At 64.1% G+C, this 26,425-nt stretch carries 26 protein-coding genes; 6 read left to right on the top strand and 20 right to left on the bottom strand.

The window, feature by feature from the left end; genetic code table 11:
• Window positions 1-25: 25 nt before the first annotated feature.
• The 10 genes from J4E58_RS03950 to J4E58_RS03905 form a co-directional block, all read right to left on the bottom strand.
• Complete coding sequence (locus J4E58_RS03950; protein ID WP_007925318.1) at window positions 26-670, bottom strand: methionine ABC transporter permease; 645 nt, start codon at window positions 668-670, stop codon at window positions 26-28.
• Window positions 660-1,808 carry a methionine ABC transporter ATP-binding protein gene (locus J4E58_RS03945; RefSeq protein WP_087089557.1) on the bottom strand — a complete coding sequence of 383 codons (1,149 nt, stop codon included), beginning with the start codon at window positions 1,806-1,808 and terminating at the stop codon, window positions 660-662. Before J4E58_RS03945 ends, J4E58_RS03950 begins: the two co-directional genes overlap by 11 nt.
• Window position 1,809: 1 nt before the next feature.
• A complete protein-coding gene (locus tag J4E58_RS03940; protein WP_087089559.1) occupies window positions 1,810-2,619 on the bottom strand; it encodes a MetQ/NlpA family ABC transporter substrate-binding protein in 810 nt (269 codons plus the stop codon).
• Window positions 2,620-2,704: 85 nt separating this feature from the next.
• Entirely contained in the window at window positions 2,705-4,099 is a 1,395-nt protein-coding gene (locus J4E58_RS03935) for an LLM class flavin-dependent oxidoreductase (RefSeq protein WP_087089561.1), read from the bottom strand.
• On the bottom strand, window positions 4,099-5,304 hold the full coding sequence (locus tag J4E58_RS03930) for an SfnB family sulfur acquisition oxidoreductase (RefSeq protein WP_087089563.1): 1,206 nt from the start codon (window positions 5,302-5,304) through the stop codon (window positions 4,099-4,101). Before J4E58_RS03930 ends, J4E58_RS03935 begins: the two co-directional genes overlap by 1 nt.
• Window positions 5,305-5,328: 24 nt before the next feature.
• Window positions 5,329-6,570 (bottom strand): SfnB family sulfur acquisition oxidoreductase, encoded by a 1,242-nt coding sequence (locus tag J4E58_RS03925; protein WP_087089566.1) that lies wholly within the window; start codon window positions 6,568-6,570, stop codon window positions 5,329-5,331.
• A 581-nt stretch (window positions 6,571-7,151) separates the two neighbouring features.
• Window positions 7,152-7,913, bottom strand: a complete 762-nt coding sequence (gene tcyN, locus J4E58_RS03920; protein ID WP_087089568.1) for an L-cystine ABC transporter ATP-binding protein TcyN — start codon at window positions 7,911-7,913, stop codon at window positions 7,152-7,154.
• Between the two features lie 4 nt (window positions 7,914-7,917).
• Complete coding sequence (gene tcyL / locus J4E58_RS03915; RefSeq protein ID WP_037005081.1) at window positions 7,918-8,583, bottom strand: cystine ABC transporter permease; 666 nt, start codon at window positions 8,581-8,583, stop codon at window positions 7,918-7,920.
• 50 nt (window positions 8,584-8,633) lie between these two features.
• Entirely contained in the window at window positions 8,634-9,431 is a 798-nt protein-coding gene (gene tcyJ, locus J4E58_RS03910) for a cystine ABC transporter substrate-binding protein (RefSeq protein ID WP_007925306.1), read from the bottom strand.
• 356 nt (window positions 9,432-9,787) lie between these two features.
• Window positions 9,788-10,783, bottom strand: coding sequence for a D-cysteine desulfhydrase (locus J4E58_RS03905; RefSeq protein ID WP_087089570.1), 996 nt, complete (start codon window positions 10,781-10,783; stop codon window positions 9,788-9,790).
• A gap of 191 nt (window positions 10,784-10,974) precedes the next feature.
• Here J4E58_RS03905 and epsC point away from each other — a divergent pair, with 191 nt between their 5' ends.
• Complete coding sequence (gene epsC / locus J4E58_RS03900) at window positions 10,975-11,901, top strand: serine O-acetyltransferase EpsC (RefSeq protein WP_087089572.1); 927 nt, start codon at window positions 10,975-10,977, stop codon at window positions 11,899-11,901.
• 396 nt (window positions 11,902-12,297) lie between these two features.
• A complete protein-coding gene (betT, locus tag J4E58_RS03895; protein ID WP_172963077.1) occupies window positions 12,298-14,262 on the top strand; it encodes a choline transporter BetT in 1,965 nt (654 codons plus the stop codon).
• 40 nt (window positions 14,263-14,302) lie between these two features.
• On the opposite strand, the gene J4E58_RS03890 is transcribed toward betT, so the two are convergent.
• The 3 genes from J4E58_RS03890 to J4E58_RS03880 form a co-directional block, all read right to left on the bottom strand.
• Complete coding sequence (locus J4E58_RS03890; protein WP_053259255.1) at window positions 14,303-14,560, bottom strand: hypothetical protein; 258 nt, start codon at window positions 14,558-14,560, stop codon at window positions 14,303-14,305.
• 216 nt (window positions 14,561-14,776) lie between these two features.
• Window positions 14,777-15,673: an SDR family oxidoreductase gene (locus J4E58_RS03885; RefSeq protein WP_087089576.1), complete on the bottom strand. Its 897-nt coding sequence runs from the start codon at window positions 15,671-15,673 to the stop codon at window positions 14,777-14,779.
• A gap of 105 nt (window positions 15,674-15,778) precedes the next feature.
• Window positions 15,779-16,519, bottom strand: a complete 741-nt coding sequence (locus J4E58_RS03880) for an SDR family oxidoreductase (protein ID WP_087089578.1) — start codon at window positions 16,517-16,519, stop codon at window positions 15,779-15,781.
• Window positions 16,520-16,657: 138 nt separating this feature from the next.
• Between J4E58_RS03880 and J4E58_RS03875 the strand changes: the two genes are divergently transcribed.
• The 4 genes from J4E58_RS03875 to mgrA all read left to right on the top strand — a co-directional run bounded on the left by J4E58_RS03875 (window position 16,658) and on the right by mgrA (window position 19,902).
• Window positions 16,658-17,548, top strand: coding sequence for a LysR family transcriptional regulator (locus J4E58_RS03875; RefSeq protein ID WP_087089580.1), 891 nt, complete (start codon window positions 16,658-16,660; stop codon window positions 17,546-17,548).
• Window positions 17,549-17,666: 118 nt separating this feature from the next.
• Window positions 17,667-17,849: a type II toxin-antitoxin system HicA family toxin gene (locus tag J4E58_RS03870; RefSeq protein ID WP_087089582.1), complete on the top strand. Its 183-nt coding sequence runs from the start codon at window positions 17,667-17,669 to the stop codon at window positions 17,847-17,849.
• 29 nt (window positions 17,850-17,878) lie between these two features.
• A complete protein-coding gene (locus J4E58_RS03865) occupies window positions 17,879-18,280 on the top strand; it encodes a type II toxin-antitoxin system HicB family antitoxin (protein ID WP_009041686.1) in 402 nt (133 codons plus the stop codon).
• A gap of 584 nt (window positions 18,281-18,864) precedes the next feature.
• Window positions 18,865-19,902: an L-glyceraldehyde 3-phosphate reductase gene (gene mgrA, locus J4E58_RS03860; RefSeq protein WP_053259262.1), complete on the top strand. Its 1,038-nt coding sequence runs from the start codon at window positions 18,865-18,867 to the stop codon at window positions 19,900-19,902.
• A gap of 125 nt (window positions 19,903-20,027) precedes the next feature.
• On the opposite strand, the gene J4E58_RS03855 is transcribed toward mgrA, so the two are convergent.
• From J4E58_RS03855 to gshA, 7 genes are all read right to left on the bottom strand, one after another.
• Window positions 20,028-20,456 (bottom strand): type II toxin-antitoxin system VapC family toxin, encoded by a 429-nt coding sequence (locus J4E58_RS03855; protein WP_007925281.1) that lies wholly within the window; start codon window positions 20,454-20,456, stop codon window positions 20,028-20,030.
• Window positions 20,453-20,698, bottom strand: a complete 246-nt coding sequence (locus tag J4E58_RS03850; protein WP_062823999.1) for a FitA-like ribbon-helix-helix domain-containing protein — start codon at window positions 20,696-20,698, stop codon at window positions 20,453-20,455. Before J4E58_RS03850 ends, J4E58_RS03855 begins: the two co-directional genes overlap by 4 nt.
• 135 nt (window positions 20,699-20,833) lie before the next feature.
• On the bottom strand, window positions 20,834-21,673 hold the full coding sequence (tauD, locus tag J4E58_RS03845; protein WP_087089584.1) for a taurine dioxygenase: 840 nt from the start codon (window positions 21,671-21,673) through the stop codon (window positions 20,834-20,836).
• Between the two features lie 169 nt (window positions 21,674-21,842).
• A complete protein-coding gene (gene tauC / locus J4E58_RS03840) occupies window positions 21,843-22,682 on the bottom strand; it encodes a taurine ABC transporter permease TauC (RefSeq protein ID WP_087089586.1) in 840 nt (279 codons plus the stop codon).
• Window positions 22,679-23,473 carry a taurine ABC transporter ATP-binding subunit gene (gene tauB, locus J4E58_RS03835; protein WP_085533376.1) on the bottom strand — a complete coding sequence of 265 codons (795 nt, stop codon included), beginning with the start codon at window positions 23,471-23,473 and terminating at the stop codon, window positions 22,679-22,681. The genes tauC and tauB overlap by 4 nt, the downstream gene beginning before the upstream one ends.
• Before the next feature lie 95 nt (window positions 23,474-23,568).
• Window positions 23,569-24,546, bottom strand: a complete 978-nt coding sequence (gene tauA / locus J4E58_RS03830) for a taurine ABC transporter substrate-binding protein (RefSeq protein WP_087089587.1) — start codon at window positions 24,544-24,546, stop codon at window positions 23,569-23,571.
• Between the two features lie 224 nt (window positions 24,547-24,770).
• A complete protein-coding gene (gshA, locus tag J4E58_RS03825; protein WP_087089589.1) occupies window positions 24,771-26,354 on the bottom strand; it encodes a glutamate--cysteine ligase in 1,584 nt (527 codons plus the stop codon).
• Window positions 26,355-26,425 lie beyond the last annotated feature (71 nt).

The raw sequence follows: 26,425 nt of genomic DNA, 5'->3' as shown, positions 1-26,425 counted from the left end.
GACATCCGAATGGACACCGCCGATCTCAACGCTTGTTGAGCACCCGCGCCAAGCGGTCGCCGCCGAGCTGGATCGCTGCGACGAGGATCACCAGCAGCACGATCACCGTGAGCATGATCTGGCTGTCGAAACGCTGGTAACCGTAGCGATAGGCGATGTCCCCCAGGCCACCGGCGCCGATGGCCCCGGCCATGGCCGAGGAGTTGATCATGGTCACCAGGGTGATGGTGAAGCCGCCGACGATGCCCGGCAGCGCCTCGGGCAACAACACATGCCAGACAATGTGCCAGCGCCGGCAGCCCATGGCCTGGGCGGCTTCGATCAGGCCATGGTCGACCTCGCGCAGGCTGACCTCGGCGATCCGCGCGAAGAACGGCGTGGCGGCGATGGTCAGTGGCACCACGGCCGCCCAGACGCCGTAGGTAGTGCCGACGATCAGCCGGGTGAAGGGGATCAGCGCCACCATCAGGATCAGGAACGGGATCGAGCGGAACAGGTTGACGAAGGCCCCCAGCACGCTGTTCAGCCTGGGCGCTTCATAGATCCCGCCCTTGCCGCTGGTGACCAGGATCACCGCCAGCGGAATGCCCGCCAGCAGAGCGATCAGCGACGACACGCCGACCATCAGGAAGGTATCGATAACGCCCTGGAGCAAGCGATCAAACCACATAACCCAGCACCTCTACCTGTTGTGTCCATTGCTTTTGCAAAAAGTGCTGCGCGCGCAAACGTTGCTCCTCGGCGCCCAGGGACGAGCCGCTGACCGCCAGCAGCAGTTGCCCCAGGGCATGCCCCTGGATCCGTTCCACGCCGCCGTGCAGCAGGCGCACGCGGCCGCCCAGGGTGCTGAACAGCGCGGCCAGGTCCGGCTCGTCGCTGCTCCTGCCGGTGAACTGCACGCGTAACACCACCGCCGCGTCGGAAGACTTCGGCTGGGCCTGCAGGCGGTTTTGCAACTCTTCCGGCAGGCCGTGCTGCAAGGGCGCCAGCAGGGTTTTGCTGACCTCGTGCTGCGGGTTGCCGAACACTTCCCAGACCGGCCCCTGCTCGACGATATGCCCATGCTCCAGCACCACCACCCGGTCGCAGATATCGCGGATCACCGCCATCTCGTGGGTGATCAGGACGATGGTCAGGCCCAGGCGCTGGTTGATCTGTTTGAGCAGGCCGAGGATCGACTGGGTGGTCTCCGGGTCCAGCGCCGAGGTGGCCTCGTCGCACAGCAGGATCGCCGGGTCGTGGACCAGCGCCCGGGCGATGCCCACCCGCTGTTTCTGCCCGCCCGAGAGTTGCGCCGGGTAGGTTTTGTGCTTGTCCTTCAGGCCCACCAGTTCCAGCAGTTCGCGGACCTTGCGCTCGCGCTGTTCCTTGGGCACGCCGGCCACCTTCAGCGGCAGCTCGACGTTCTGCCACACGGTCTTGGCCGACATCAGGTTGAAGTGCTGGAAGATCATGCCGATGCGCCGGCGCAGCTCCACCAGGCGGTCTTCGTCGAAGTCGCCGATGTCCACCTGATCGATCAGCACCCGACCGCCCGAAGGCTGTTCCAGGCGGTTGATGGTGCGGATCAGCGACGACTTGCCGGCGCCGCTGCGGCCGATGATGCCGAACACCTCGCCGCGCTGGATCGCCAGGTCGATCCCGTGCAGGGCCTGCACCGGGCCTTGCTGGCCCTGGTAGGTCTTGGTCAGGCCGATGAAGCGCACGTGGGCCCGGTTCAGTTCTGGATGCAGCTCGGTCTGCTGCGCGTCCTGCCGCTGTTCGGGCGGCTGGTTCGGCGACTTGTGCGCAAGGTAGGCGACGCTCATCTCAACCTTCCCAGCCGGCTTGGTAGAGCTTGCCGTGGGCTTTGTCCAGGGCGGCGCGCACCGCCGGCGAATGCTGGTAGATATCGACGAACTTGATCAGCCGCGGGTCGGTCTTGCTCTTGGGCTGGATCACGAACTGGATCACGTATTCCTTGTGGTCGAGGCCGTCGAACAGCAGCGCCGAACCGGCATCGAAGGTCTTGGCCAGGCGGATATAGGCCGGGTAGCCCTGCACCAGGTCGGCGTCGTCATAGGCGCGTACCAGTTGCACGGCCTCGACCTGGAGGATCTTCAGTTTCTTTGGGTTGGCGACTATGTCGTCCTCGGTGGCCTTATAGCCGACCCCCGGCTTGAGGCTGATCAGGCCGGCCTTGGCCAGCAGCTGCAAGCCGCGGCCGCTGTTGATCGGGTCGTTGGCGATGGCCACGGTGGCGCCTTCGGGCAGTTCGTCGAAGCTTTTGTATCGCTTCGAGTACAGGCCGACGTTGTTGATGATCCCCGGGGCGAACGGCACCAGGTCGAAGCCGGCGGCGGCCTTGGCGTTTTCCAGGAACGGGATGTGCTGGAAGTAGTTCACGTCGATATCGCCGGCGGCCAGGCTGACGTTCGGCGCGATCCAGTCGCTGAACTCCACCAGCTCGACTTTCAGGCCCTGTTTGCCGGCCTCTTCGACGGCGGCTTCCAGGGGGATGGCGAAGGCGGCGGTGGTGCCGACTTTCAGCGGCGCGTCGGCGGCGAATACCGCGCTGCCGAACAGTCCGAGGGTGAGGGCCAGTGCTTTGACTGGGTGGCTTAAGAGCTTGGTTTTCATGGTGTCGTTTCCAGTCAGTGCATGAAATTTTCGGGTGTTTGGGCCGACCTCATCGCGAGCAAGCTCGCTCCTACAGGGAATGGGCTCAACCTGTAGGAGCGAGCTTGCTCGCGATAGGGCGATAGCCCGCTCCGGCGTGTTGCTCGGGTAACTGCGCGTCCTGCCGGAACAGCTTTTCGCGCAGGGTGCCGTTGTCGTAGGCGGTCTTGTACGAGCCGCGGCGTTGCAGCTCGGGGATCACCAGGTCGATGAAGTCGGCATAACTTTCCGGGGTGACGATGCGGGTCAGGTTGAAGCCGTCCAGGCCAGTCTCGGCGATCCAGGATTCGAGGTCGTCGGCCACCTGCTGCGGCGAGCCGACCACGGTGATGTAGCGCCCGCCCAGGGCGTGCTGGTCGAGCAGCTTGCGCCGGGTCCAGTCGTTGTTCTGCAGGTTCTTGGTGGCCGACTGGATGGCGTTGCTCTTCACGTACTGGATCGGTTCGTCGATCTCGTACTGGGAAAAGTCGATGGCGGTGGACGCCGAGAAATGCGCCACCCCGGCTTCGGCGCTGGCGTAGCTGCGGTACTCCGCGTGCTTCTTCCAGGCCAGCTCCTCGGTCGCGGCGACTATCACGTTGAGCCCCATGAACACCTTGATGTCCTCGGGATTGCGCCCGGCCGCCACGGCGCTGGCGCGGACCTTGTCCACCTGGGCGCGGGTTGTGGCTTTGTTCTGCCCGCTGATGAACACGCACTCGGCGTGGCGCCCGGCGAACAGCAGGCCGCGATCGGAACTGCCGGCCTGGAACAGCACCGGCGTGCGCTGCGGCGAGGGTTCGCACAGGTGATAGCCCTTGACCTGATAGAACTCGCCCTTGTGCTCGACCTTGTGCACCTTCTCCGGCCGGGCGTAGATCCGTTGTTCGCGGTCGTTGATCACCGCGTCGTTTTCCCAGCTGCCTTCCCAGAGCTTGTAGAGCACTTCCAGGTATTCATCGGCCTGGTCGTAGCGCCGGTCGTGCTCGGCCTGTTCGCTCAGGCCCATGGCCTTGGCGGCGCTGTCGAGGTAGCCGGTGACGATGTTCCAGCCGACCCGGCCGCGGCTCAGGTGGTCCAGCGTCGACATGCGCCGGGCGAACAGATACGGCGGCTCGTAGGTGAGGTTGGCGGTGAGGCCGAAGCCGAGGTTGCGGGTCACCGCGGCCATGGCCGAAACCAGCAGCAGCGGGTCGTTGACTGGCAGCTGGATCGACTCCTTGAGCGTCACGTCCACCGAGTTCTGGTAGACGTCGTAGACCCCGACGATGTCGGCGATGAACAGCCCGTCGAACAGTCCGCGCTCCAGCAGCTGCGCCAGCTCGGTCCAGTACTCGATAGTCTTGTACTGGGTCGAGGTGTCCCGAGGGTGGGTCCACAGGCCGTGGTTGATGTGCCCGATGCAATTCATGTTGAAGGCATTGAGCAGGATCTTTTTTTTGCCTTTCTCCAGAGCACTCATCAGATAGTCCCCCGCAATGGCGGGTTCGTCTGGTTGAGGTAGTAGTTGCCCACCGCGTGGTACTTCCAGCGCACCGGGTCGTGCAGGGTGTGCACCCGGGCGTTGCGCCAGTGCCGGTCGAGGCCGTGTTCGGCCAGGGTCGCCTGGCTGCCGGCCAGCTCGAACAGGGTGCTGCCGGCGGCCAGGGAGATTTCGCTGCTGATGGCGCGGGCCTCGGCGACCGCGATGGAGGCGGCGGCCACCGTCTCGGCGTTGGGCTCGACCTGGGCCGCGTCGAGGAACTCCCCGGAGCGCTCCAGCAACGCCTCGGTGGCGTGCAGGCGAATGCTCAGGTGGCCGAAGCTCTTGAGGGTCAGTGGGTCTTCGCTGGCCTTGTCGTTGCCGGAGTCGATCCACGGCCGGGTCTTGGTGCGCACGAAATGCAGGGCGTCCTCATAGGCGGCGCGGGCGATACCGGTGTCGATGGCGGCGTGGAGAATCTGCGCCAGCGGGCCGACGGTGGTCGGGCGCTCGAAGGCGCTCTGAAAGGGAATCACGTCCTCGGCGGCGACGAACACGTCCTCGAATACCACCGAGCCGCTGCCGGTGGTGCGCTGGCCGAAGCCGCTCCAGTCGTCGATCACGTTCAGGCCCTGGCTGCCCGCCGGGACAAAGGCCAGTTGCTGCACGCCCTCTTCATCCACCACCGAGGTGGGGATGCGCTGGGCATAGAGGGCGCCGGTGGAATAGAACTTGCGACCGTTGATGCGATAGCCGTCGCGTCCGTCCTGCACGTCCCGGGTCAGGCGAGTGATGCGGTCGTGGGCGGTCTTGGTGCCCAGCTCGGCCAGGGCATTGCCGAAGCGCTGGCCGGCCAGGACCTCGGCGTACAGGCGTTTTTTCTGCGCCTCGCTGCCGTTCACCCGCAGCACTTCGAGGGCGTAGTAATGGTTCTGCGGGATCTGCCCCAGGGAACCGTCGGCCTGGGCGATCAGGGCGATGACCTTGGCCAGGGTGACGTTGGACACACCGGCGCCGCCGTATTCCCTGGGCACGCTGATGCCCCACAGGCCGGAGCGGGAAAAGGCTTCGAGTTCGGGGTGGGGCAGGCGGCGTTCGCGGTCGCGCAGGGCGCTGTCGCGCTTGAAATCCTCGGCCAGGTCGCTGGCGACGATCAGGGCTTGCTCATCGCTGGTTATGACCGCGACGTGTTGAGAAAGAGTCATGTACTTCTCCAGAGATCTGGTCGCTTAAATCCAGGAATGGCGAGCCGGCAGGGTGCCGTTCAGGTGATAGGCGCCGACGGCGTGGTATTTCCAGCGCACCGGATCGTGCAGGGTGTGGACCCGGGCGTTGCGCCAGTGCCGGTCGAGGTTGAACTCGGCGAGGGTGGCGCGGCTGCCGGCCAGCTCGAAGAGTTTCTCGCTGGCCAGCAGGGAGATCTCGGTGGTCAGCACCTTGGCTTCGGCCACGGCGATCGAGGCGCGGGCGGCGGACTCGGCGCTGATCGGCGCGGCATTGACCTGGTCCAGCACCTGGCCGGCCTTGCGTAGCAGGGCCTCGGCGGCGTGTAGTTCGATTTTCAGCTTGCCGATGTCGGCGATCACATAGAGGTCGTCGCTGGCCCGTTCGACGTTGGCGTCGACCCACGGCCGCGAGTGTTCACGCACGAAGCTGATAGCGTCGTCGATGGCGGCGCGGGCGATGCCGGCGTCGATGGCCGCCTGGATCAACTGCGAGACCGCGCCCTGGATATTCGGCGACTCGTTGATGCGCCAGTTGTCCACCACCAGCTCGGCATCGACCCGCACGTTGTTGAGCAAAATGGTGCCGCTGGCGGTGGTGCGCTGGCCAAAGCCCGACCAGTCGTCGACGATGCGCAGCCCTGGCGTGCCGCGCCGGACGAAGGCCAGGACCTGCCTGCCGTCGTCGTTCAGCGCCTTGACCGCCACCCAGTGGGCGAACAGGGCGCCGGTGGAATAGAACTTCTGGCCATTGAGCAGGTAACCGTCGCCGTCGGCGCTGATTCGTGCCTTGAGTTCCAGGGTGTTTTTGGTCCCGCGCTCCGGGCCGGCGTTACCGATGCGCCAGCCTTCCAGCACGCTCTGGAACAGCTGCTTTTTCTGCCGTTCGGTGGCGCTGCCGAGGATCAGGTTGAGAATGCCGAACTGGTTCTGCGGGATCTGTCCCAGGGCCGGATCGGCCGCGGCAATGATCGCGAAGACTTCGGCCAGGGTGACGAAGGAAACCTGCGGGCCGCCGTACTCACGGGGGATGGCAATACTGCCCAGGCCACTGCGGGTGAAGTGTTCGATTTCCGCCCACGGCAGCTTGCGCTGCTGGTCGCGCCGGGCCGCCTGCTGGCGGGCGACGGTGGCCAGTTCATGGGCGGCTTGAAGGGCTTCTGCGTCGTTCAGCAGAACCCGTGCGGGCAACAACAGGGGGGCGACATCCAGATCGCTCTGGACATTTGCATCGGCCAGATTGGACATCAGTGCCACTCCTTGGCTGCACGCAATGCCCTGGCGATCTGCACTGGGGTGATTGTGTTCCGGACCATACCTACCTCACATCTTTGGAAGTGCCGCGCCGTGGCGGCGAAATCGGGTTCAAGAATGTCCGGTGGTCCGGTGCATATACCCTATGCGCGTATAAAAATTAAATAAACTAACTTTTAGGAATATGTATAGAAGGGGTTTACGTATACGGCAGGTAGGAAAAGGCGAAGGGTAATGGGAGATAGATCTGAGGCCTGTAGCCGCTGGCGCAGCCTGCGCGCGGCGGCGTAGCCGTCGTAAAAACCGGGGCATACGGTTTTCCGGGCGCAATGCAGTGGCGGGCCTGGCGGCCGCTGTGTCGGAATGCCGCCCAGACCGATCGCAGCCTCGCGGAGCTCGGCAGCGGCTACAGGGGGGGCGGTTACAGGGGCGCGTGGTTTCTGTAGCCGCTGGCGCAGCCTGCGCTCGGCGGCGCAGCCGTCGTAAACCGGCGCATGCCATGTGTCTGGCGGAATGTGACGGCGGGTTTGCGTTCGCTGCACAGCCCATCCTGGGCTCGGCAGCGAGGGCGCCGCTCAGGCCTGGGGATGGCCCGAGGTGAGGAACTTGCTGAGGAATTGCCGGGTGCGTTCTTCCCTGGGGTTGGCGAACAGCGCCTTGGCTTCGCCCTGTTCGACGATCACCCCCTTGTCGAAGAAGATCACCCGGTTGGCCACGTCGCGGGCGAAGCCCATTTCGTGGGTGACGATGACCATGGTGCGCCTCTCTTCGGCCAGGCCGCGGATGGTCGCCAGCACTTCGCCCACCAGCTCCGGGTCGAGGGCCGAGGTCGGTTCGTCGAACAGGATCACTTCCGGCTCCATCGCCAGCGCCCGGGCAATCGCCACGCGCTGTTGCTGGCCGCCGGAGAGGCGCCGCGGATAGGCGTCTTCCTTGCCCGCCAGGCCAACCTTGGCCAGCAGTCCGCGGCCCAGGGCCAGCGCCTGCTCGCGGGGCGTCTTCTTCACCACCAGCGGGCCTTCGATGACGTTTTCCAGCGCGGTGCGATGGGGGAACAGGTTGAAGTTCTGGAACACGAAACCCACCTGCTGGCGCAGTTGCCGCACCAGGCCCTGCTGCTGGGTCAGCGGGCGGCTGCCATCGATCTCGATGTTGCCGACCTTGATCCGGCCGCTGGTAGGTTCTTCGAGGAAATTCAGGCAGCGTAAAAAGGTGGTCTTGCCCGAGCCGCTGGGGCCGATGATGGCGACCACCTCGCCTTCCGCCACCGTCAGGTCGATGCCATTGAGGACGGTCTGACCCTTGAACTGCTTCGTCAGTTTTTCAACCACAATCATGGGTTCAGGACTCCTGGTCGTGCCGATTGACCCGCTCTTCCAGTCGGTTCTGCAGGTGCGCCAGCACGCTGGCCAGAACCCAGTAGATCAGCGCGGCGGCAAGATACATGGTGAAGACTTCGAAGGTCCGGGCGGTGATCAGCTGTGCCTGGCGGAACAGTTCCGGGACCTGGATGGTGGCGGCCAGGGCCGTGTCCTTGACCAGCGAGATAAAACTGTTGCCCAGGGGCGGCAGGGCCGTGCGCATGGCTTGTGGCAGGATCGCCCGGCGCAGGGTCTGGGCCCGGGTCATGCCAATGCTGGCCGCCGCTTCCCACTGCCCGCGCTCGATGGAGCCGATGGCCGCGCGCAGGATCTCGCAGGCGTAGGCCGCCATGTTCAACGAGAAGCCGATCAGCGCCGCCGGCAGCGGGTCAAGCTCGATACCCAGCTGCGGCAGGCCGTAATAGATCACGAACAGTTGCACCAGCAACGGCGTGCCGCGAAAGAACGACACATAGACGCGGGCGATCCAGCTCAGCAGCTTGAAGCGCGACAGGCGCATCAGCGCCAGGGCGAACCCCAGCGCCAATCCGAAGAACATGCCGCCGAGGCTGAGGATGACCGTGAAATACGCGCCCTTGAGCAGGAAGGGCGCGGAGTTCAGCAACAGCTGCGTGGTTTCGGCGATTTGCTGGCTCAACTGCGGGAAAGACAGTTCGAACTGAAAACCTGCTTCCATTATTGAGTGACGTCAGCGTTGAAGTATTTTTCCGAGAGCTTTTTCAGCGTGCCGTCGGCGCGCAGTTCCTCGATTGCCTTGTTCACCGCGGCCAGCAGCTCGGGTTCGCCTTTGCGCAGGGCCACGCCGGCTTCCTGGCGGGAGAAGGGTTCGCCGGAAACGGCCAGGGTGTCGTTGGTTTTCTTGATCAGCTCGAAGGCGGCCAGGCGGTCCACCAGGATCGCGTCGATGCGGCCTACGCGCAGGTCCTGGTACTTGGTCGGATCGTCGTCGTAGGTCTTGATGATGGCTTGTGGCACGTTGTCCTTGAGCCATTGTTCGTAGTTGGTGCCCAGGCCGACACCGACCTTGTGCCCGGCCAGGTCGGCGGCGGTCTTGAACTTGCCTTCGTTCTTCTTCTGGGTCAGGGCCTGAATGCCGGAAACCGTGTAGGGGGTGGAGAAGTCGTATTTTTTCTTGCGCTCATCGGAGATGGTCACCTGGTTGATCACCGCGTCCAGACGCTTGGACTCCAGGGCGGCGAGGATGCCGTCCCACTTGGTCGGCTGCAGTTTGACCTTCACGCCCAGCTTCTGCGCCAGGGCTTCGGAGAACTCGACTTCGAAGCCGGCCAGCTTGCCGCTTTCGTCGACGTAGCTGAACGGTGGATAAGTGCCTTCCAGGCCGACGTTGATGGTGCCGGCGTCCTTGATCTTCTGCAGTTGCTCACCGGCAACCGCTTGCCCCAGCAACCCGGCACCGAGGGCCAGACCCAGCGAGCCAATGAGGATATTTCGACGTAGTGCGGAAAAAATCATGACAAGCCCCTGTGTTTTCTTATGCAGATGCGGTTGGGAGATGCAGGTCAATCGGTGAGCGGGAACGAGCGCCTTATCCTGCACTAAATGCAGCGTATGCGTCTCGCGGCAAATTCGCCTGCGGCGCGACTATAAGTGGCTGCTTATAGATGTAAAAATAATATAAATTCACATTGTTATTCTTTTTATAAATATACATCCCTGTAGCCGCTGCCGCAGGCTGCGATCGATTGGACGGCATTCCGACGTAGCAGGCGCAAATCCGGCGAACGTGTCTCTTCCGATACGCCGCATATGCAGGTTTTACGACGGCTGCGCCGCCGAGCGCAGGCTGCGCCAGCGGCTACAGGCATTTGTTAGGCAAACGAACCGGCATAAGCGAACAGCGCCGGCGCGCCGCCGGTGTGCAGGAAGATGATCGGGCCGTCGTCGAAGCGCTGGCGGCCGATGCCGTCGAGCAGGCCGGCCATGGCCTTGCCGGTGTAGACCGGGTCCAGCAGCAGGCCTTCCTGGCTCGCCAGCAGTTTCACCGCGGCCAGGGTGCCGGCATTCGGTTCGCCATAACGCGGGGCGAAATATTCGTCCCACAACTCCACCTTGAAGCTCTCCGGCAACGTCACCCCGAGCAATTCGGCGGTGCGTTCGGCCAGGCCCTGGACCTTCGGCCGTTGCGCTTCGTCGGTGCGCGACACGGTGACGCCGATCACCGGCAACTGCGGCAACACTTCGCTCAAGGCCAGGGCCAGGCCGCTGTGGGTGCCGGCGCTGCCCGAGGCCAGCACCACGGCGGCGAAGTCGAGCCCGCTGTTGTTGATCTGCTCCGCCAGCTCCAGGCCGGCGCGCACGTAACCCAGCGCGCCGAGGGCATTGGAGCCGCCAATCGGCACCAGGTATGGCTGCTTGCCGCTGCTGCGCAGGCGCTCGGCCAGGGCCTGCAACTGCTCGTCGGCGTTGTCCAGGTTCTCCACCAGCTCGACCTTGGCGTCGAACAGGTCGAGCAGCAGGCGGTTGCCGTTGCCCAGGTAATTGCCGTCGTCGGTGCCGATGGGGTTTTCCAGCAGGGCGACGCAACCCAGGCCGAGCTTGGCGGCCAGGGCCGCGGTCTGGCGTACGTGGTTGGACTGGATGGCGCCCGCGGTGATCAGGGTGTCCGCGCCCTGGGCCAGCGCATCGGCGGCCAGGTATTCGAGTTTGCGCAGCTTGTTGCCGCCCATGGCCAGCGGTGTGGTGTCGTCGCGCTTGACGTAGACATCGCGGCCCAGCCAGGTGGACAGGCGTTCGAGTTTTTCCAGGGCGGTGGCGCCGCCCAGCAGGTCGAGACGGTTAAAACGGTCGAGCTGTCGTTTGATCATGAGGCCGCACAGGTTGTCAGAGGTGTCAGGGACTATAGGCAGCGATATTTACCGGGGCAACCGTCAATCGCTTATGCCAAAAGGTACTTAGGCCAGCACAATTAGTTCTTAATTTGGCCTGGGACGCATACCGTAAAGTGACGTCGTTTACGCGGCCAGACCGTCCGGCCGCCTGAGTGAGGAGTCTTATCGTGAGCGAGCGTTCCAGCCATTGGCAATTGCAGACCATAGTCAGTCAACTGCGTGATGCCCGCGACCAGTGGCGTACCCGCAACGGGCGGGTCAGTGGTGAGCAGGGTGGTCGGGAACTGCCGTCGCGCGCGGCCATGGCCGAGATTCTCGAAGCACTGTGCGGCGCCCTGTTCCCGATGCGCCTGGGCCCGGTGGACCTGCGCGAGGAAAGCGAGGACTTCTACGTCGGCCACACCCTGGACGCGGCCCTCAATGCACTGCTCGCCCAGACCCGCCTGGAACTGCGTTATGCCGCGCGCCAGAGCGGCGAGGCGGACGAAGACGTCAACGCCAGGGCCATCCGCATCATCCAGGATTTCGCCCTGGCCCTGCCGGGGCTGCGAGTGTTGCTCGATACCGATGTGCTGGCCGCCTACCATGGCGACCCGGCGGCGCGCAGCGTCGATGAAGTGCTGCTGTGCTACCCGGGCATCCTGGCGGTGATCCACCATCGCCTGGCCCACCATCTGTATCGCGCCGGCCTGCCGCTGCTGGCGCGGATCAGCGCGGAAATCGCCCACTCGGCCACCGGCATCGACATTCACCCGGGGGCGCAGATCGGCCGCAGCTTCTTCATCGACCACGGCACTGGTGTGGTGATCGGCGAGACCGCGATCATCGGCGAGCGTGTGCGCATCTACCAGGCGGTGACCCTGGGCGCCAAACGCTTCCCGGCGGACGAGGACGGCCAGTTGCAGAAGGGCCATCCGCGCCACCCGATCGTCGAGGACGACGTGGTGATCTACGCCGGCGCGACCATCCTCGGGCGCATCACCATCGGCAAGGGCTCGACCATCGGCGGCAACGTCTGGCTGACCCGCAGCGTGCCGGCAGGCTGCAACCTGACCCAGGCCAACCTGCAGCATGACGATGGGTCGCAAAAATAAGCCGAGGTGCTTGCATTATGTAGCCGCTGCTGCAGGCTGCGATCGCCCCGAGAGGGGCGCCGCTCTGGGGTCTTTTGCAGGCCCTGCGGGCCTTGGCGCAGCCTTCGGCGGCGGCTACAGAGATCGGCATAATTTAACGCTGAACGATTCCCTCCGCGACACATCAGACCTTTCCTAAAACCTGCGAAATCAGGCGACCGCCGAGCCCGGCGATTAGTCCTTGCGCGCCTATCCGTGTTTAACTTGAACGCTTGTTCAAGTTAAACCGGCAGCTCGCTGCCCGCTCACAACAGGAGGCTTACCTTTGCTGAGTCCGATCTTTTCAGCCGCGTTTTACCCCCTCGAGGTGCACGTTTCATGAGTGCATCGTCCATTCCCGCCAGCGGCCTGATCCGCATGAATCCGCCGGTGTTCTACTTCGCCGCGAGCTTTATCCTGGCCTTCGGCCTGGTGGTCATTGCCCTGCCGGAACAGGCCGGCGCCTGGCTGCTGGCCGCGCAAAACTGGGCGGCCAATACGGTCGGTTGGTACTACATGCTGGCCATGACCCTGTACCTGATCTTCGTGGTGGTCACCGCCTTGTCCGGCTACGGCAAGATCAAGCTCGGTGCCGACCACGACGAACCGGAATTCAGTTACCTGTCCTGGGCTGGCATGCTGTTCGCCGCCGGGATCAGCATCACGCTGTTTTTCTTCTGCGTGTCGGAACCCCTGACCCACATGCTGCAACCGCCCCAGGGCGAGGCCGGGACCGCGGATGCGGCGCGCCAGGCCATGCAGATTCTCTTCCTGCACTGGGGCCTGCATGGCTGGGGCGTGTTCGCCTTCGTCGGCATGGCCCTGGCGTATTTCGCCTATCGGCATAACCTGCCGCTGGCCCTGCGTTCGGCGCTGTACCCGCTGATCGGCAAGCGCATCAACGGCCCCATCGGCTACGCGGTGGATGGCTTCGGCATCATCGCCACGGTGTTCGGCCTCGGCGCCGACATGGGCTTTGGCGTGCTGCACCTCAACTCCGGCCTGGACTACCTGTTCGGTATCGCCCACACCCAGTGGGTCCAGGTGGGCCTGATCACCCTGATGATGGGCGCGGCGATCATTGTCGCGGTGTCCGGCGTCGACAAGGGCGTGCGGGTGATGTCCGACATCAACATGCTGCTGGCCTGTGCGCTGCTGCTGTTCGTGTTGTTCGCCGGCCCCACCCAGCACCTGCTCAACACCCTGATCCAGAACCTCGGCGATTACCTCGGCGCCTTGCCGACCAAGAGTTTCGACCTCTACGCCTATGACGAACCCAGCGACTGGCTGGGCGGCTGGACCGTCTTCTACTGGGCCTGGTGGATCGCATGGTCGCCGTTCGTGGGCCTGTTCATCGCGCGGATTTCCCGTGGCCGGACCATCCGTGAATTCGTGTTCGGCGTGCTGCTGATTCCCCTGGGCTTCACCCTGGCCTGGATGTCGATCTTCGGTAACAGCGCCATCGACCAGGTGCTCAACCATGGCATGAGCGCGCTGGGCATGTCGGCCATCGAGAACCCCTCGATGACCCTCTACCTGCTGCTGGAAACCTACCCCTGGAGCAAGACTGTCATCGCTGTGACGGTGTTCATCAGCTTCGTGTTCTTCGTCACCTCGGCCGACTCCGGCACCGTGGTGCTCTCGACCCTGTCGGCCAAGGGCGGCAATGCCGATGAAGACGGGCCGAAATGGCTGCGGGTGTTCTGGGGCGCGATGACCGCGCTGGTCACCAGCGCGCTGCTGTTCGCCGGCAGCATCGACTCGCTGAAGTCGGCGGTGGTGCTGACCTCGCTGCCGTTCTCGATGATCCTGCTGCTGATGATGTGGGGGCTGCACAAGGCCTTCTACCTCGAGTCGCAGAAGCAGATCGCCCAGTTGCATTCGCTGGCGCCGGTGTCGTCGTCCTCGCGTCGTGGCAAGGGTGGCTGGCGCCAGCGCCTGAGCCAGGCGGTGCATTTCCCGTCGCGCGACGAGGTCTATCGCTTCCTCGATCAGACGGTGCGCCCGGCCATCGAAGAAGTGACCGCGGTGTTCGTCGAGAAAGGCCTGAACGTGATCACCCAGCCGGACCCGGCCAACGACAACGTCAGCCTGGAAATCGGCCATGGCGACCAGCATCCGTTCGTCTACCAGGTGCAGATGCGTGGCTACTTCACCCCGTCCTTCGCCCGTGGCGGCATGGGGCCCAAGGAGATGCGCAACCGGCGTTACTACCGGGCCGAGGTGCACCTGGCCGAGGGTAGCCAGGACTACGACCTGATGGGCTACACCAAGGAGCAGATCATCAACGACATCCTCGACCAGTACGAACGCCATATGCAGTTCCTGCACCTGGTGCGTTGATCGCGGGGCGGTGGCGTTTGTGCCACCGTCATCGCGGGCCTCAGGCCCGGCCCAATACCGTGAACAACACCAGCGCCGCCACCGGCACGCCGAACACCACACTGCCGACCGCCAGCTCCGTGCTCAGGGGCTGGCCGGCGTGGACCATCCCCACCGCGCCGTTGATCACCGTCAGCGCCAGCCAGAGTACGACGAAACTGTAGGCTAGGGTCTGGCGACCGAGGCCGAGCTTTTCGCCGATAAACAGCATCAGCGCCAGGAGAATCAGGCCGAAGCAAGTGATGATCGCGGTGTGCATGATGAAGTCCTCGCGGGCGGAATTCAGGGGTGAGTCCAGGGTCGATGGCGGTTCAAGGCTCCCGACCTAGAGTGTGGTCCAGGGAGTGGCGTCCTGCTCCGCGAAAAGCGAAGGCCGGGATCAGCAGGGTGGGTCGGGCGCATGAGTGTCTCCGCGAATAAGCCGGTGGAAAGCAGCGATGGCCCGGGGAGTGCCCGGGCCACCCATGCCGTTGTTTCAGCGAACGGTGGGCTTGAGCAGGTCTTCCAGGCCGATGCGGCGGAACATCTCGGCGCGCACCCGGTCGGCCATGGCATTGACGATCTCGGCACCGTCCTGGGACGGGTCGATATGCCGGCGCAACGGCCGGGAGCCGAAGGGCAGGCCGACGATCTCGACGATGGCCCTGGCCACCTCGGCGACATCGGCGTCAGCCGGCTCCAGGGCGGCCAGGCCGTCGAGTGCCTGCTCCGGCACACCGGCATAGGGGCCCTGGTTGTACTCGGCGGCGCGGGCCTGGTCGGCCGGGGCTCCGGAGTGCGCGAAGTGGTTGGTGCCCTGGGTGAAGGCGCCCGGCACGATGATCGAGGTCTCCACGCCCCAGCGCGCCAGCTCCCCGGCATAGGACACCGCCAGGGAGTCCATCGCCGCTTTGGCCGCGAAGTACGGCGCCAGGTAGGGCGGGGTGCCGCCGCGGGCGCTGCTGGAGGATACCCACAGCACCAGCCCCCGGCCCTGCTTGCGCAGTTGCGGCAGGGCCGCGCGGTTGACCCGCTGGGTGCTCAGTACGTTGATGTCGTAGAGCTGGGCGAACTGTTCGGGGGTGAAGGCTTCGGCGGGGCCGAAAGCCATGTGCCCGGCGTTGTGGATGATCACGTCCAGCCGGCCGCAGTCGGCGACTATCCGGGCGACACCGGCCTCGACCGAGGCGCTGGAGGCGACGTCCAGTTCGACGCTGCGCAAATCGACCCGGTGCTCGTCGGCGTAGCGCCGCACCTCGGCCACCTGAGGCGCATTGCGGCCCAGGGTTTCACGCATGCTGGCGTAGACGATGTGGCCGGCGTCGGCGAGGGCGCGGGCGGTCAGGGCGCCAAAACCACTGGAGGCGCCGGTAATCAGGATGACGGATTGCATGGCATTGATCTCTTCGGGTGAGGGTGGTTTCAGGCACGCCGGGGCAGGCGTTGTTGTACGGCGTGGGACAGCCAGCCGGCGAAGGTGCCCAGGGCTTGAGGTGGCTCAGACGAGCCCGCCGTTGGCGCGCAGGACCTGCCCGTTGACCCAGGCCGAATCAGGGCTGACCAGGAAGGACACGACGCGGGAAATATCTTCGGGTTGAGCCAGGCGCTCCAGCGGGGCCATCTTGGCGAAACCCTGGATCTGCTCTTCGCTCTTGCCGTGCAGGAACAAGTCGGTGGCCACCGGGCCCGGTGCCACTGCATTGACGGTGATATTGCGACCGCGCATTTCCTTGGCGAACACCTGGGTCAGGGATTCCACCGCCGCTTTACTGGCGATGTACACCGCGTAACCCGGCAGGTTCATGCCGACGGTGCTGCTGGAGAAATTGACGATGCGCCCGCCGGCGTTCAGGCGAGTCGCGGCTTCACGCAGGGTGTTGAAGGTGCCGCGAGCGTGGATGTTGAAGTTCTGCTCGAACAGTTCGTCCGTGTGTTGCGCCAGCGGCAGGACCTTGAGGATGCCGGCGTTGTTGATCAGCACGTCGACCTTGCCCAGTTGGATTTCGGTCTCGTCGAACAGGCGGCGCACGTCATCGGCGTTGGCCACGTCGGCCTTGACCGCTATGGCCCGGTGGCCGGCCTGGCGCAGCTCCACCACCAGGGCTGAGGCTTCGCTGGCGCTGTTGGCGTAGTTGATGGCGACGGCGAAGCCTTCGCTGGCCAGTTGCCGGGCGATCACCGCGCCGATGCCGCGGGAGGCGCCGGTCACGATGGCAACTTTCGAAGTCTGGGTAGTCATGGCGAATTTCCTTCTGGGTAACGAGTGATTGGCTGTGGTGTGGAAGCAGATTCACATGTTTACCCAGGGTGATAAATGCGCCAGAGTTGGCTTGACTGTTCAATAATCGCCAACAATCAATGAGCCCTGGAGCCCGTCGTGGATCAAGTCAAAGCGATGAAGGTGTTCGTGCGGATCTACGAGCGCAGCAGCTTCACCCTGGCCGCCGAGGACCTGAACCTGCCGCGCGCCACCCTGACCCATACCCTCAACCAGTTCGAGGCCTGGCTCGGTACCCGTCTGCTGGAACGCAGCACCCGCCGCGTGCGCCCGACTCTCGACGGCGAGGCCTATTACCAGCGCTGCGTACAGCTGCTGGCGGAGCTGGAAGAGGCCGAACTGGCGTTTCGCACGGTGGCGCCGAAGGGGCGTTTGCGGGTCGACCTGCATGGCACCCTGGCCAAGTACTTCGTGATTCCGGCCCTGCCCGAATTCATGGCGCGCTATCCGGAGATCGAGCTGTCCATCAGCGAGGCCGATCGTTTTGTCGACCTGATCGCCGAAGGGGTGGACTGCGTGTTGCGCGCCGGCACCCTGGGCGATTCGTCGCTGATCGGCCGGCGCGTGGCCGGCCTGCAGCAGATCACCTGCGCCAGCCCGGCGTACCTGCGCAAATACGGCGAGCCGAAGAGCCTCGACGAGTTGTCGCGGCACCGGGCGGTGAACTATGTCTCGCGCACCACCGCCAAGCTGTTTCCCTTCGAATTCATGGTCGATGGCGAGCTGCGGGAAGTCGCCATCGAGGGTGCGCTGTCGGTGTTCGGCGCGGAAATCTATGCTGCTTCGGCCGTGGCCGGGCTGGGCATCATCCAATGCCCGCGCTACCGCATGGCACAGCAGATTTCCCAGGGGCTGGTGCAGGAGATCCTCACCGATACCCCGCCGCCGCCCATGCCGGTTTCCGTGCTGTACCCACACAACCGTCAGATGTCGCCACGGGTGCGGGTGTTCGTCGACTGGCTGGCGGAGGTTTTCGCCAGGGCGGTCTGAGCAGGGCAGCGCCGGTCATCGCTGCTTTCTGTATTGATTGTCTGGATGTGTATAGTGTGTATTGTTCGCCTTTGACTGTGTACGGTGGCTTTTCGGGACGTATCGAAAGGACACGGCAATGCGCAGTCGGGAGCTGATCAGGATGATCGAGGAGGACGGGTGGTATCTGATCGCGGTCAAAGGCCGTCATCACCAATACAAGCATCTGCACAAGCCGGGGCGGGTCACTATTCCCCACCCGGATGCGGATCTGCCCAAGGGCACGATCCACAGCATCTTGAAACAGGCGGGCCTGAAATGAGGCCGGCCTTGAACGAAGAGGTCAACGAGATGAAATTCCCGGTCGTGCTGCACAAGGATGCCGACTCCGGATATGGCGTGATCGTCCCCGATGTGCCGGGCTGTTTTTCCGCCGGCCATACCGCGGCAGAAGCCTTCGAGAATGTGAAAGAGGCCCTGTCGCTGCATTACGAAGGCCTGGTCGCCGATGGTGAACCGCTGCCCCAGGTGCATGAGGTCGACGTGCATATCGACAACCCCGATTACGCCGGTGGCGTGTGGGGCATGATCGAGTTCGATATCACGCCTTACTTCGGCAAGGCGGTGCGCTTCAACGCCACCCTGCCGGAGCAACTGCTGGAACGCATCGATCAGACGGTGAAGCGCGATCAGCGCTACCGCTCGCGTTCGGGCTTCCTCGCGGCTGCCGCTTTACGCGAACTCTCCGCCTAGGCATTGCCCGCCCCCATGGTTCCCATGGGGGCATGCCTGGCATCTGTCCCTCGATATTTTCCTCTACCACCCAGGCTTTGGAACCCTTCGTTTCGGCCCGGCAGGGTGGCGTTTTAGCGTCTATAAACAACGGGTGCAGCGCCTTGTTCGATGCCGCCATTCCTGGTTTTTCCAGGCGGTGCAGCACCGCCAGGGCCCTGTGTTTCCGGGGTTTTGTCCGCTGATCCGGCTTCCGGTCGACGGCGTCATTTAGTCGGGATTTTCATCGGCTGAGCTTCCCCTCCAGCTACGATTTCGTAATGTGGTACGTGGTACGTAATTAAATATTTCGACAGTAATATCTATTTCCTGTTTTCGAACATCCGATTTGGGCAATAGCGCGGTGCCAATGCCACGTTCGAGCGTTCCGCCAGCGGGTGTCAGATCGTTTCTGTCATTGGCCACTCCTGCAGTGGCCGCGAGCGCGCCTGGGCGTATGCTGGGCAACTTTCTGGCGTTTGGCTGATTCATATGCTGCAAGGGCGCTGCCCCACACCCATGTGCATTCGCTTAAACCCGGGCGTTCAGGACCAAGAGAGGATTCGATGACTTACCTTGCTGCCGAAAACCGCTACGACTCCATCCCCTACCGCCGCGTCGGACGCAGCGGCCTGGTGCTGCCGGCGCTGTCCCTGGGCCTGTGGCACAACTTCGGCGACAGCACGCCGATCGACACCCAGCGTTCGTTGCTGCGCACCGCCTTCGACCTGGGCATCAATCACTTCGACCTGGCCAACAACTACGGCCCGCCCTATGGCAGCGCCGAGATCAACTTCGGTCGCCTGCTGCGGGAAGACTTCAAGCGGTATCGCGACGAGCTGATCATCTCCAGCAAGGCCGGTTGGGATATGTGGCCCGGTCCGTATGGCCAGGGCGGTGGCTCGCGCAAATACGTGCTGGCCAGCCTCGACCAGAGCCTGCAGCGCCTGGGCCTCGACTATGTGGATATCTTCTATTCCCACCGCTTCGACCCGGACACCCCGTTGGAAGAAACCGCCAGCGCCCTGGCCACAGCGGTGCAGCAGGGCAAGGCGCTGTATATCGGTATCTCGTCCTATTCCGGGGTGAAGACCCGCGAGATCGCAGCCTTGCTCAAGGAGTGGAAAGTACCGCTGTTGATCCACCAGCCGGCCTATAACCTGCTCAACCGCTGGGTGGAAAAGGACCTTTTGGACACCACCGAAGAACTCGGCGCCGGGGTGATTGCCTTCACGCCGTTGGCCCAGGGCCTGCTGACCGACAAGTACCTCAACGGCATTCCCGAGGATGCGCGGGTCAACCGCCCGGGCGGTGGTTCGTTGCAAGCCTCGCACCTGTCCGAGGCCAACCTCGCCCATGTGCGCGCCCTCAACGAAATCGCCCAGCGTCGTGGCCAGAGCCTGGCACAACTGGCCCTGGCCTGGACTCTGCGCGACCCGCGGGTGACCTCGGCCCTGATCGGCGCCAGCCGGCCGGAGCAGATCGTCGAGAACGTCGGCGCATTGCAGAACCTGAACTTCAGTGCCGAAGAGCTGGCAGAGATCGATCGTTTTGCCCGCGAAGGCGGGATCAATCTGTGGGAGAAACCTTCAACCGCGGAATAGAACCTGCCGTCATGTTGCAAGGCTGCCGCGGCTTCTGTAGGAGCCAGGCTTGCCGGCGATCGCGGCGGTGTGTTGTGTCAGGCATGCCGCCATCGCGAGCAAGCTGCGCTCCTACAGAGCCGGGTTCAAATTTCGAGCGGCAGCCAGGGGTTGATAACGATCAACCCGGTGTCGCTGAAGTCCTTGGCGTTACGGGTGGCGATTGCCGCGTCGTGGACGCGGCATATGGCCGCAATTTGCGCATCCACCAGGCTGATCGGACGCCCCAGGCTTTCCCGGTGCGAAATCAGATGGGCGTAGTAAAGAGCCGCCTGGGTCCCGAAGGGCACGATGCGGTCGATGAAATCTTCCTCGAACATCGCCAGGGCCGACGCATGGAGCATCTGTTTGCGCTTGCCGTGGGGCAGGCGCGCGATGCCGTGAAGAATCTCGGCCATGGTCATGGCGCTGATGTAGAGGTCTTCGACAGGTTGCGCTTCGATCCACAGCAATACCGATGCGTCCGGTTGGGGACGCATCAGTTCCGACAGCACATTGGTGTCGAGCACGATCATTCGCCCAGATCCACCACGCGTGCCGGCTCGGTACGTTCGGGCAGCTCAAGCTTCACTCCGCCGGCCTCGGCAAAGCGTGCCCGGATACGACTGGCCAGGCCTTGGCTGTCGGTTGTTCTGTTCAGGGCGCGGCGCAAAATCAAGCGGGCTTCTTCTTCCATGGAGTGGCCGTTGTGGGCGGCTTCGATGCGCAGGCGCTCTTTGATGTGGTCGTCCAGGTTTCGGATTGTCAGGCTGGCCATGGGCTCCTCCGAATGAAATCAATGCAATCATTGATAGCATAGCTATGTGTCATCGAGGATGGGCAACCACTTGTCGTTTGGTGATGCCGCAATCCCCCGCCAGTCCTGCGTCATGGGCAAGCTGGCGAGTATCGGTTATCGGAAAAACGGCACATCCCCGAGAATCGTCGCGCGGTGCATCACGCGGCGTTGCGGGCGGTAGTCGTCGACCGCGTAGTGCTGGGTCACGCGGTTGTCCCAGAAGGCCACGTCGTTGGTCTGCCAGCGCCAGCGGATAGTGAATTCCGGGCGGGTGGCGTGGGCGAACAGCAGTTTCAGGATGACTTCGCTTTCGCTGTCCGACAGCTCGTTGATCCTGGTGGTGAAGCCTTCGTTGACGAACAGCGACTTGCGCCCGCTGACCGGGTGGGTGCGGATCACCGGATGCGACAGCGGCGGGTTTTTCCGCTTGGCTTCTTCCCAGCGCGCCAGGTCCTGCGGAGTATTGCCGAAGCGCTCCAGGGGGAAGGACTTGATGAACTCGTGAGTGGCGGTCAGGCCTTGCAGCAGGTTCTTCATCGGCTCCGAGAGCGCCTCATAGGCCGCGATGCCGCTGGCCCACAGGGTATCGCCACCGTAGGCCGGCAACAGCTTGGCGCTGAGCACCGCGCCCAGGGCCGGGGTCGGCAGGAAGGTCACGTCGGTGTGCCAGATGGCGTTGTCGCGTACGTCGGTTTGCGCGGTGTCGAGGATCAGCACTTGCGGCTGTTCCGGCACGTTGGGGTAGATCGGATGGATATGCAGGTTGCCAAAGTTCGCCGCGAAGCGCGCCTGTTGCTGCGGGTCGATCGGCTGGTCGCGGAAGAACAGCACCTGATGCTGGAGCAGCGCCTGCTCGATGATGTCGCGCTGTTCGCCGGCCAGCGGTTGGCTGATATCGACGCCGCTGATCTGGGCGCCCAGGGCGGAGCTTAAAGGGGTGATGGTCAGGCTCATGTCGTTCTCGAATTCAGGTGTGGCCGCTTGTAGCCGCTGCCGAGCGTAGCGAGGCTGCGATCGCCTGCGAAGCAGGCGCAGGCTTTGGCTTTGGCTTTGGCGAGCGCGTTGCGCTCGATCGCAGCCTCGCTGCGCTCGGCAGCGGCTACAGGGCTACAGATACAGGGTTTCAATGGGCCTGGCCGTGCCAGGGCACCAGCTTGCGCTGCAGGGCGCGCAGGCCCATTTCCATGGCGAAGGCGATCAGGGCGATGACCAGGATCCCCAGTACCACCACATCAGTGACCAGGAACTGCGCGGCGGACTGCACCATGAACCCCAGGCCGCTGGTGGCGGCGATCAGTTCGGCGGCGACCAGGGTCGACCAGCCCACCCCGAGGCCGATGCGCACGCCGGTGAGGATGTCCGGCAGGGCGCTGGGCAGGATCACATGGCGAATCAGCTGGGCCCGGGTCGCGCCCAGGGACTGCGCGGCGCGCAGCCGGGTCGGGTCCACGGTGCGTACGCCGGTGGCGGTGGCGATGGCGATCGGGGCGAAGATCGCCAGGTAGATCAGCAGCACCTTGGACAGCTCGCCGATGCCGCACCAGATGACGATCAGCGGCAGGTAGGCCAGGGGTGGAATCGGCCGGTAGAACTCGATCAGCGGGTCTAGCACGCCACGGGCGATACGGTTGTGGCCGATGGCGATGCCCACCGGGATCGCGCTCAGCACGGCAAAACCCAGGGCCAGACCGATGCGTCCGAGGCTTGCGCCCAGGTGCTGCCACAGGGTGGAGTCCATATAGCCGCTGGTCACCAGCAGCCAGCCCTTTTGCAGCACGGCGGAAGGTGGCGGCAGGAACAGCGGTTCGATCAGGCCGCTGGCCGTCACTGCCCACCACAGGGCGAGCAGCACGACCAGGGTCAGCACGCTGATCCAGCGAGTGCTCAGGCTGCGGCGCAGGGGCACCGTGGTGTGCGGGTTAGCGGCTTTGGTCGTGGTGGCCGGAAGGTCGTAGCTGTTCATGCGCGCTCCTGCCGCAAGACGGCACTGCGTTGGGAGAACACCCGGGCCAGCACATGTTCGCGGGTTTCGATAAAGCGTGGATCGGACTTGATTGCTCGGGCCGATTCGCCGGCCGCGTAACGCTGGCCGAAGTCCAGGCTCAAGCGCTCGACGATTTGCCCCGGGTTGGGGGCCAGCAGGATCAGGTCGGTGGCGAGGAACACCGCTTCCTCGATGTCGTGGGTAATCAGGAACACCGGCTTGGCGGTGCGTTGCCAGACTTGCAGCAACAGCTCCTGCATCTGCTCGCGGGTGAAGGCATCGAGGGCGCCGAAGGGTTCGTCCATCAGCAGCAGCCGCGGGTCGGCGGCCAGGGCGCGGGCCAGGCCCACACGCTGGCGTTGTCCGCCGGAGAGCTGCCAGATGCGCCGTTTGTCGAAGCCGGCCAGGTCCACCAGCGCGAGCATTTCCCGGGCGCGGGCTTCGCGCGGGTCGCGGGCGATGCCGGCCAGTTCGAGGCCGAAGCCGACATTGGCCAGCACGTCCTGCCAGGGCAGCAGGGCATCGTCCTGGAACACCACGCCGCGTTCGGCGCTCGGGCCGGCGACTGGCACGCCGTCCAGGGTGATTCGTCCGGCGCTGGGTTCGACGAAACCGGCGATCAGGTTCAACAGCGAAGTCTTGCCACTGCCGGAAGGGCCGAGGGCGACCAGCAGCTGCTGGGGCCCGAGCGTCAGGGAAATATCCGCCAGCACCGGTTCGGCGGCGCCGGGGTACTGTGCGCTGATGCGCTCCAGTTGTAGCAAAGCCATGGCGGCGCGCTCCTTGTTCAAATGCAGCCTTTGTCGAGGTGAGACGCTGTACGAGAAGCGCCGGGCCTGGGCCCGGCGACCTCTGCGGCTGACCTTCAGTGGGTGATGTACTTGGCGCTGACGTATGGCGCGTAATCCGGCAGTACCGCCTCGACCTTGCCCTGTTCCTTGAGGAACACCGCGGTGTCGGTGATGGCCTTGGTGGTCGGCGCGCCAAGGCTGATGACCTGGTCGGCCGCCAGTGGGTAGACGTTGCCCTGCAACAGCAGCGGAATGTCGCTGGCCTTGGCGCCGGAGAGTTTCACCAGCTTGTCGACGTTACTCTGCTCGGCCAGCCAGGCTTTTGGGTCCTTGCGGTAATCGGCGTAGGCGTCGAGGGTCACCTTGGCGAAGGCGGTAACGATTTGCGGGTGCTTCTCGGCGAAGTCCTTGCGCACGATCCAGGCGTCGAAGGTCGGCGCGCCGAACCGGGCCAGTTCGCCGGAGGTGATCAGCACCTTGCCGTTTTCCTTGGCCACGCCCAGCGCCGGGTCCCAGACGTAGGTGGCGTCGATGTCGCCGCGTTTCCAGGCAGCGATGATCGCCGGTGGCGCCAGGTTGAGAATCTGTACTTTCGCCGGGTCGATTTTCCAGTGCTTGAGCGCGGCCAGCAGGCTGTAGTGACCGGTGGAAACGAAGGGCACGGCGACTTTCTTGCCGACCAGGTCCTGGGGCGTGTTGATCCCGGATCCGTCGCGGGCCACCAGGGCCTCGGCGGCGCCGATCTGGGTGGCGATGAGGAAGGTTTCCACCGGCACCTTGCGGGTGATCGCGGCGGTCAGCGGGCTGGAGCCGAGGTAGCCGATCTGTACGTCACCCGAGGCGATGGCGGCGATGATGTCGGCGCCGTTGTCGAACTTGCGCCAGTCGATCCTGGCCTGGGTGGCCTTTTCGTAGGTGCCGTCGGCCTGGGCGACTTTCGCCGGATCGACGGTGGTCTGGTAGGCGACGGTGACCTCGGCTGCCTGGGCGAACAAGCTCACGGTAGCCAGGGATACGGCCGCCAGAAGGCGAAGGGGAAAGTGCATTTTCATCATGAAGCTCCTCGACAGGCGGCCAAGTGTGGGCGTGAGAGGAGACTAAATGATCTAAGAATCTAAAAATAAATAACTTTTTAGAATTAGCTTAAAAGAGGAATCTTCTAAAGAGAGCACTTTTTTGAAGGGGAGCGCTTTGCGCTCCATCGCGAGCAAGCTCGCTCCTACAGGACAGTACTGTGTAGGAGCGAGCTTGCTCGCGATACAGGCGGCGCGGTGTGTCAGTTACTGATTGCCAGGATACTCGCCTGGTACGAGCCGACAAACACGTCGAAATCACCGACTTCGTTGCGTTCCAGCTCGGCCTGTTGCAGCAGGGAGCTGCGCGCGGCTTCTTCGAAACGCGTCTGGTCTTCCTTGCTCAGGGGCTCGCTGCGGAAGAACTCGGCGTGGGCCAGGCTCTGGCGCAGGGAAAACTGGCTGAAGCTTTCCTTGTGCTCCTGCATGGCGGCCAGGACCTGGGCCGAAGGCGTCAGGGACGAATCCTTGACCTTGGCCAACTGGGCGTCCAGCGCCTTGCCGTGGGCATCGCTGCCGTGGCTGCGATCGAGCAGGGCGGCCAGCGGCGCGATTTTTTCCAGCAGCTCGCCGGCCCATTCCTTGAGCTCCACCAGTTGCCCCTGGCGCAGCAGGTGCAGGCCCGGACGACGACCTTCCTTGACCACCTTGAGGAAGTTCGAGGTGGCGTTGCCGCACTCATTGTTTTCCAGCAGCGGACTCTCGTTGAGCGCGCAATACAGCAGGAAGGCGTCGAGGAAGCGGGCTTCCTGCACGTCGATGCCCATCGGCAGGAACGGGTTGATGTCCAGGCAGCGCACTTCGACGTACTGGATGCCGCGGGCCATCAGCGCCTGGATCGGCCGCTCGCCGGTGTAGGTCACGCGTTTCGGGCGGATGTTGGAGTAGTACTCGTTTTCGATCTGCAGGATGTTGGTGTTGAGCTGGACCCACTCGCCGTCCTGGTGGGTGCCGATCTCCACGTAAGGCGCGTACGGCGTGGCGACGGCCTTGCGCAGGCTGTCGGTGTAGCTGTTCAGGTCGTTGTAGCAAGGGGTCAGGCCGGCCTGGGCGTTGCTCTGGTAGCCCAGGTCGCTCATGCGCAGGCTGGTGGCATACGGCAGGTACAGGGTCTCGGCGTCCAGTTGTTCCAGCTGGTGCGAGCGCCCGCGCAAGAAACCCGCGTCCAGCGCCGGCGAGGCACCGAACAGGTACATCAGCAGCCAGCTGTAGCGGCGGAAGTTACGGATCAGCGCGATGTACGCCGACGACTGATAGTCGCGGTCGCTGCCGACGAAACCTTCGGCCTGCTTGAGAAGCGGCCAGAGCTGCTCCGGCAGGGAGAAGTTGTAGTGGATCCCGGCGATGCACTGCATGGTCTTGCCGTAACGCAGGGCCAGGCCCTTGCGGTACACATACTTGAGCTGGCCGATGTTGGAGGTGCCGTAATAGGCGATCGGGATGTCTTCCTCGGCCGGCAACGGGCACGGCATCGATGGACTCCACAGGTACTCGTTGCCGAGCTTGCTGTAGGCGAAACGGTGAATCTTGTCGAGGCTGGCCAGGGTGTCAGCCGGATCGGCCAGGGCCGGAGTGATGAACTCCAGCAGCGACTCGGAATAATCGGTGGTGATCTGTTCGTTGGTCAGCGCGGAACCCAGTTCTTCCGGGTGCGGGGTCTGTGCCAGGCGCGCTTCGCCGGTCACGCGCAGGCATTCGCGCTCGATACCGTGCAGGCACTGCTCGAGCAGAGAGAGGTTAGCGCGCTCGCCGAGCAGAGCCAGGCGGCGGTTGAGAAGTTCGCTCAAGTTGGATTCCTTCACGCGTCAGTCGCCCCAATATGGGGGTGGGCAGGACGGTCTACAAGGGTGAAGTTGAA

The sequence above is a fragment of the Pseudomonas sp. FW305-25 genome, from assembly GCF_017351415.1.
Classification (GTDB): Bacteria; Pseudomonadota; Gammaproteobacteria; order Pseudomonadales; family Pseudomonadaceae; genus Aquipseudomonas; species Aquipseudomonas chlororaphis.
Note: the sequence above shows the minus strand (reverse complement) of the source record. Positions and strands in the feature narration are given on the sequence as shown.

Excerpts from the sequence above, each read along its gene's own strand:
- J4E58_RS03885 (WP_087089576.1), bottom strand. The coding sequence starts at position 15,673 with ATGCAATCCGTCATCCTGATTACCGGCGCCTCCAGTGGTTTTGGCGCC.
- J4E58_RS03870 (WP_087089582.1), top strand. The coding sequence starts at position 17,667 with ATGCGCAGTCGGGAGCTGATCAGGATGATCGAGGAGGACGGGTGGTAT.
- J4E58_RS03940 (WP_087089559.1), bottom strand. The coding sequence starts at position 2,619 with ATGAAAACCAAGCTCTTAAGCCACCCAGTCAAAGCACTGGCCCTCACC.
- J4E58_RS03935 (WP_087089561.1), bottom strand. The coding sequence starts at position 4,099 with ATGAGTGCTCTGGAGAAAGGCAAAAAAAAGATCCTGCTCAATGCCTTC.
- tauC (WP_087089586.1), bottom strand. The coding sequence starts at position 22,682 with ATGAACAGCTACGACCTTCCGGCCACCACGACCAAAGCCGCTAACCCG.
- tcyN (WP_087089568.1), bottom strand. The coding sequence starts at position 7,913 with ATGATTGTGGTTGAAAAACTGACGAAGCAGTTCAAGGGTCAGACCGTC.
- J4E58_RS03950 (WP_007925318.1), bottom strand. The coding sequence starts at position 670 with ATGTGGTTTGATCGCTTGCTCCAGGGCGTTATCGATACCTTCCTGATG.
- J4E58_RS03905 (WP_087089570.1), bottom strand. The coding sequence starts at position 10,783 with ATGATCAAACGACAGCTCGACCGTTTTAACCGTCTCGACCTGCTGGGC.
- J4E58_RS03890 (WP_053259255.1), bottom strand. The coding sequence starts at position 14,560 with ATGCACACCGCGATCATCACTTGCTTCGGCCTGATTCTCCTGGCGCTG.
- J4E58_RS03930 (WP_087089563.1), bottom strand. The coding sequence starts at position 5,304 with ATGACTCTTTCTCAACACGTCGCGGTCATAACCAGCGATGAGCAAGCC.
- J4E58_RS03880 (WP_087089578.1), bottom strand. The coding sequence starts at position 16,519 with ATGACTACCCAGACTTCGAAAGTTGCCATCGTGACCGGCGCCTCCCGC.
- tauD (WP_087089584.1), bottom strand. The coding sequence starts at position 21,673 with ATGAGCCTGACCATCACCCCTTTAAGCTCCGCCCTGGGCGCCCAGATC.
- mgrA (WP_053259262.1), top strand. The coding sequence starts at position 18,865 with ATGACTTACCTTGCTGCCGAAAACCGCTACGACTCCATCCCCTACCGC.
- J4E58_RS03855 (WP_007925281.1), bottom strand. The coding sequence starts at position 20,456 with ATGATCGTGCTCGACACCAATGTGCTGTCGGAACTGATGCGTCCCCAA.
- J4E58_RS03945 (WP_087089557.1), bottom strand. The coding sequence starts at position 1,808 with ATGAGCGTCGCCTACCTTGCGCACAAGTCGCCGAACCAGCCGCCCGAA.
- betT (WP_172963077.1), top strand. The coding sequence starts at position 12,298 with ATGAATCCGCCGGTGTTCTACTTCGCCGCGAGCTTTATCCTGGCCTTC.
- J4E58_RS03865 (WP_009041686.1), top strand. The coding sequence starts at position 17,879 with ATGAAATTCCCGGTCGTGCTGCACAAGGATGCCGACTCCGGATATGGC.
- tauB (WP_085533376.1), bottom strand. The coding sequence starts at position 23,473 with ATGGCTTTGCTACAACTGGAGCGCATCAGCGCACAGTACCCCGGCGCC.
- tcyJ (WP_007925306.1), bottom strand. The coding sequence starts at position 9,431 with ATGATTTTTTCCGCACTACGTCGAAATATCCTCATTGGCTCGCTGGGT.
- tauA (WP_087089587.1), bottom strand. The coding sequence starts at position 24,546 with ATGAAAATGCACTTTCCCCTTCGCCTTCTGGCGGCCGTATCCCTGGCT.
- J4E58_RS03850 (WP_062823999.1), bottom strand. The coding sequence starts at position 20,698 with ATGGCCAGCCTGACAATCCGAAACCTGGACGACCACATCAAAGAGCGC.
- J4E58_RS03925 (WP_087089566.1), bottom strand. The coding sequence starts at position 6,570 with ATGTCCAATCTGGCCGATGCAAATGTCCAGAGCGATCTGGATGTCGCC.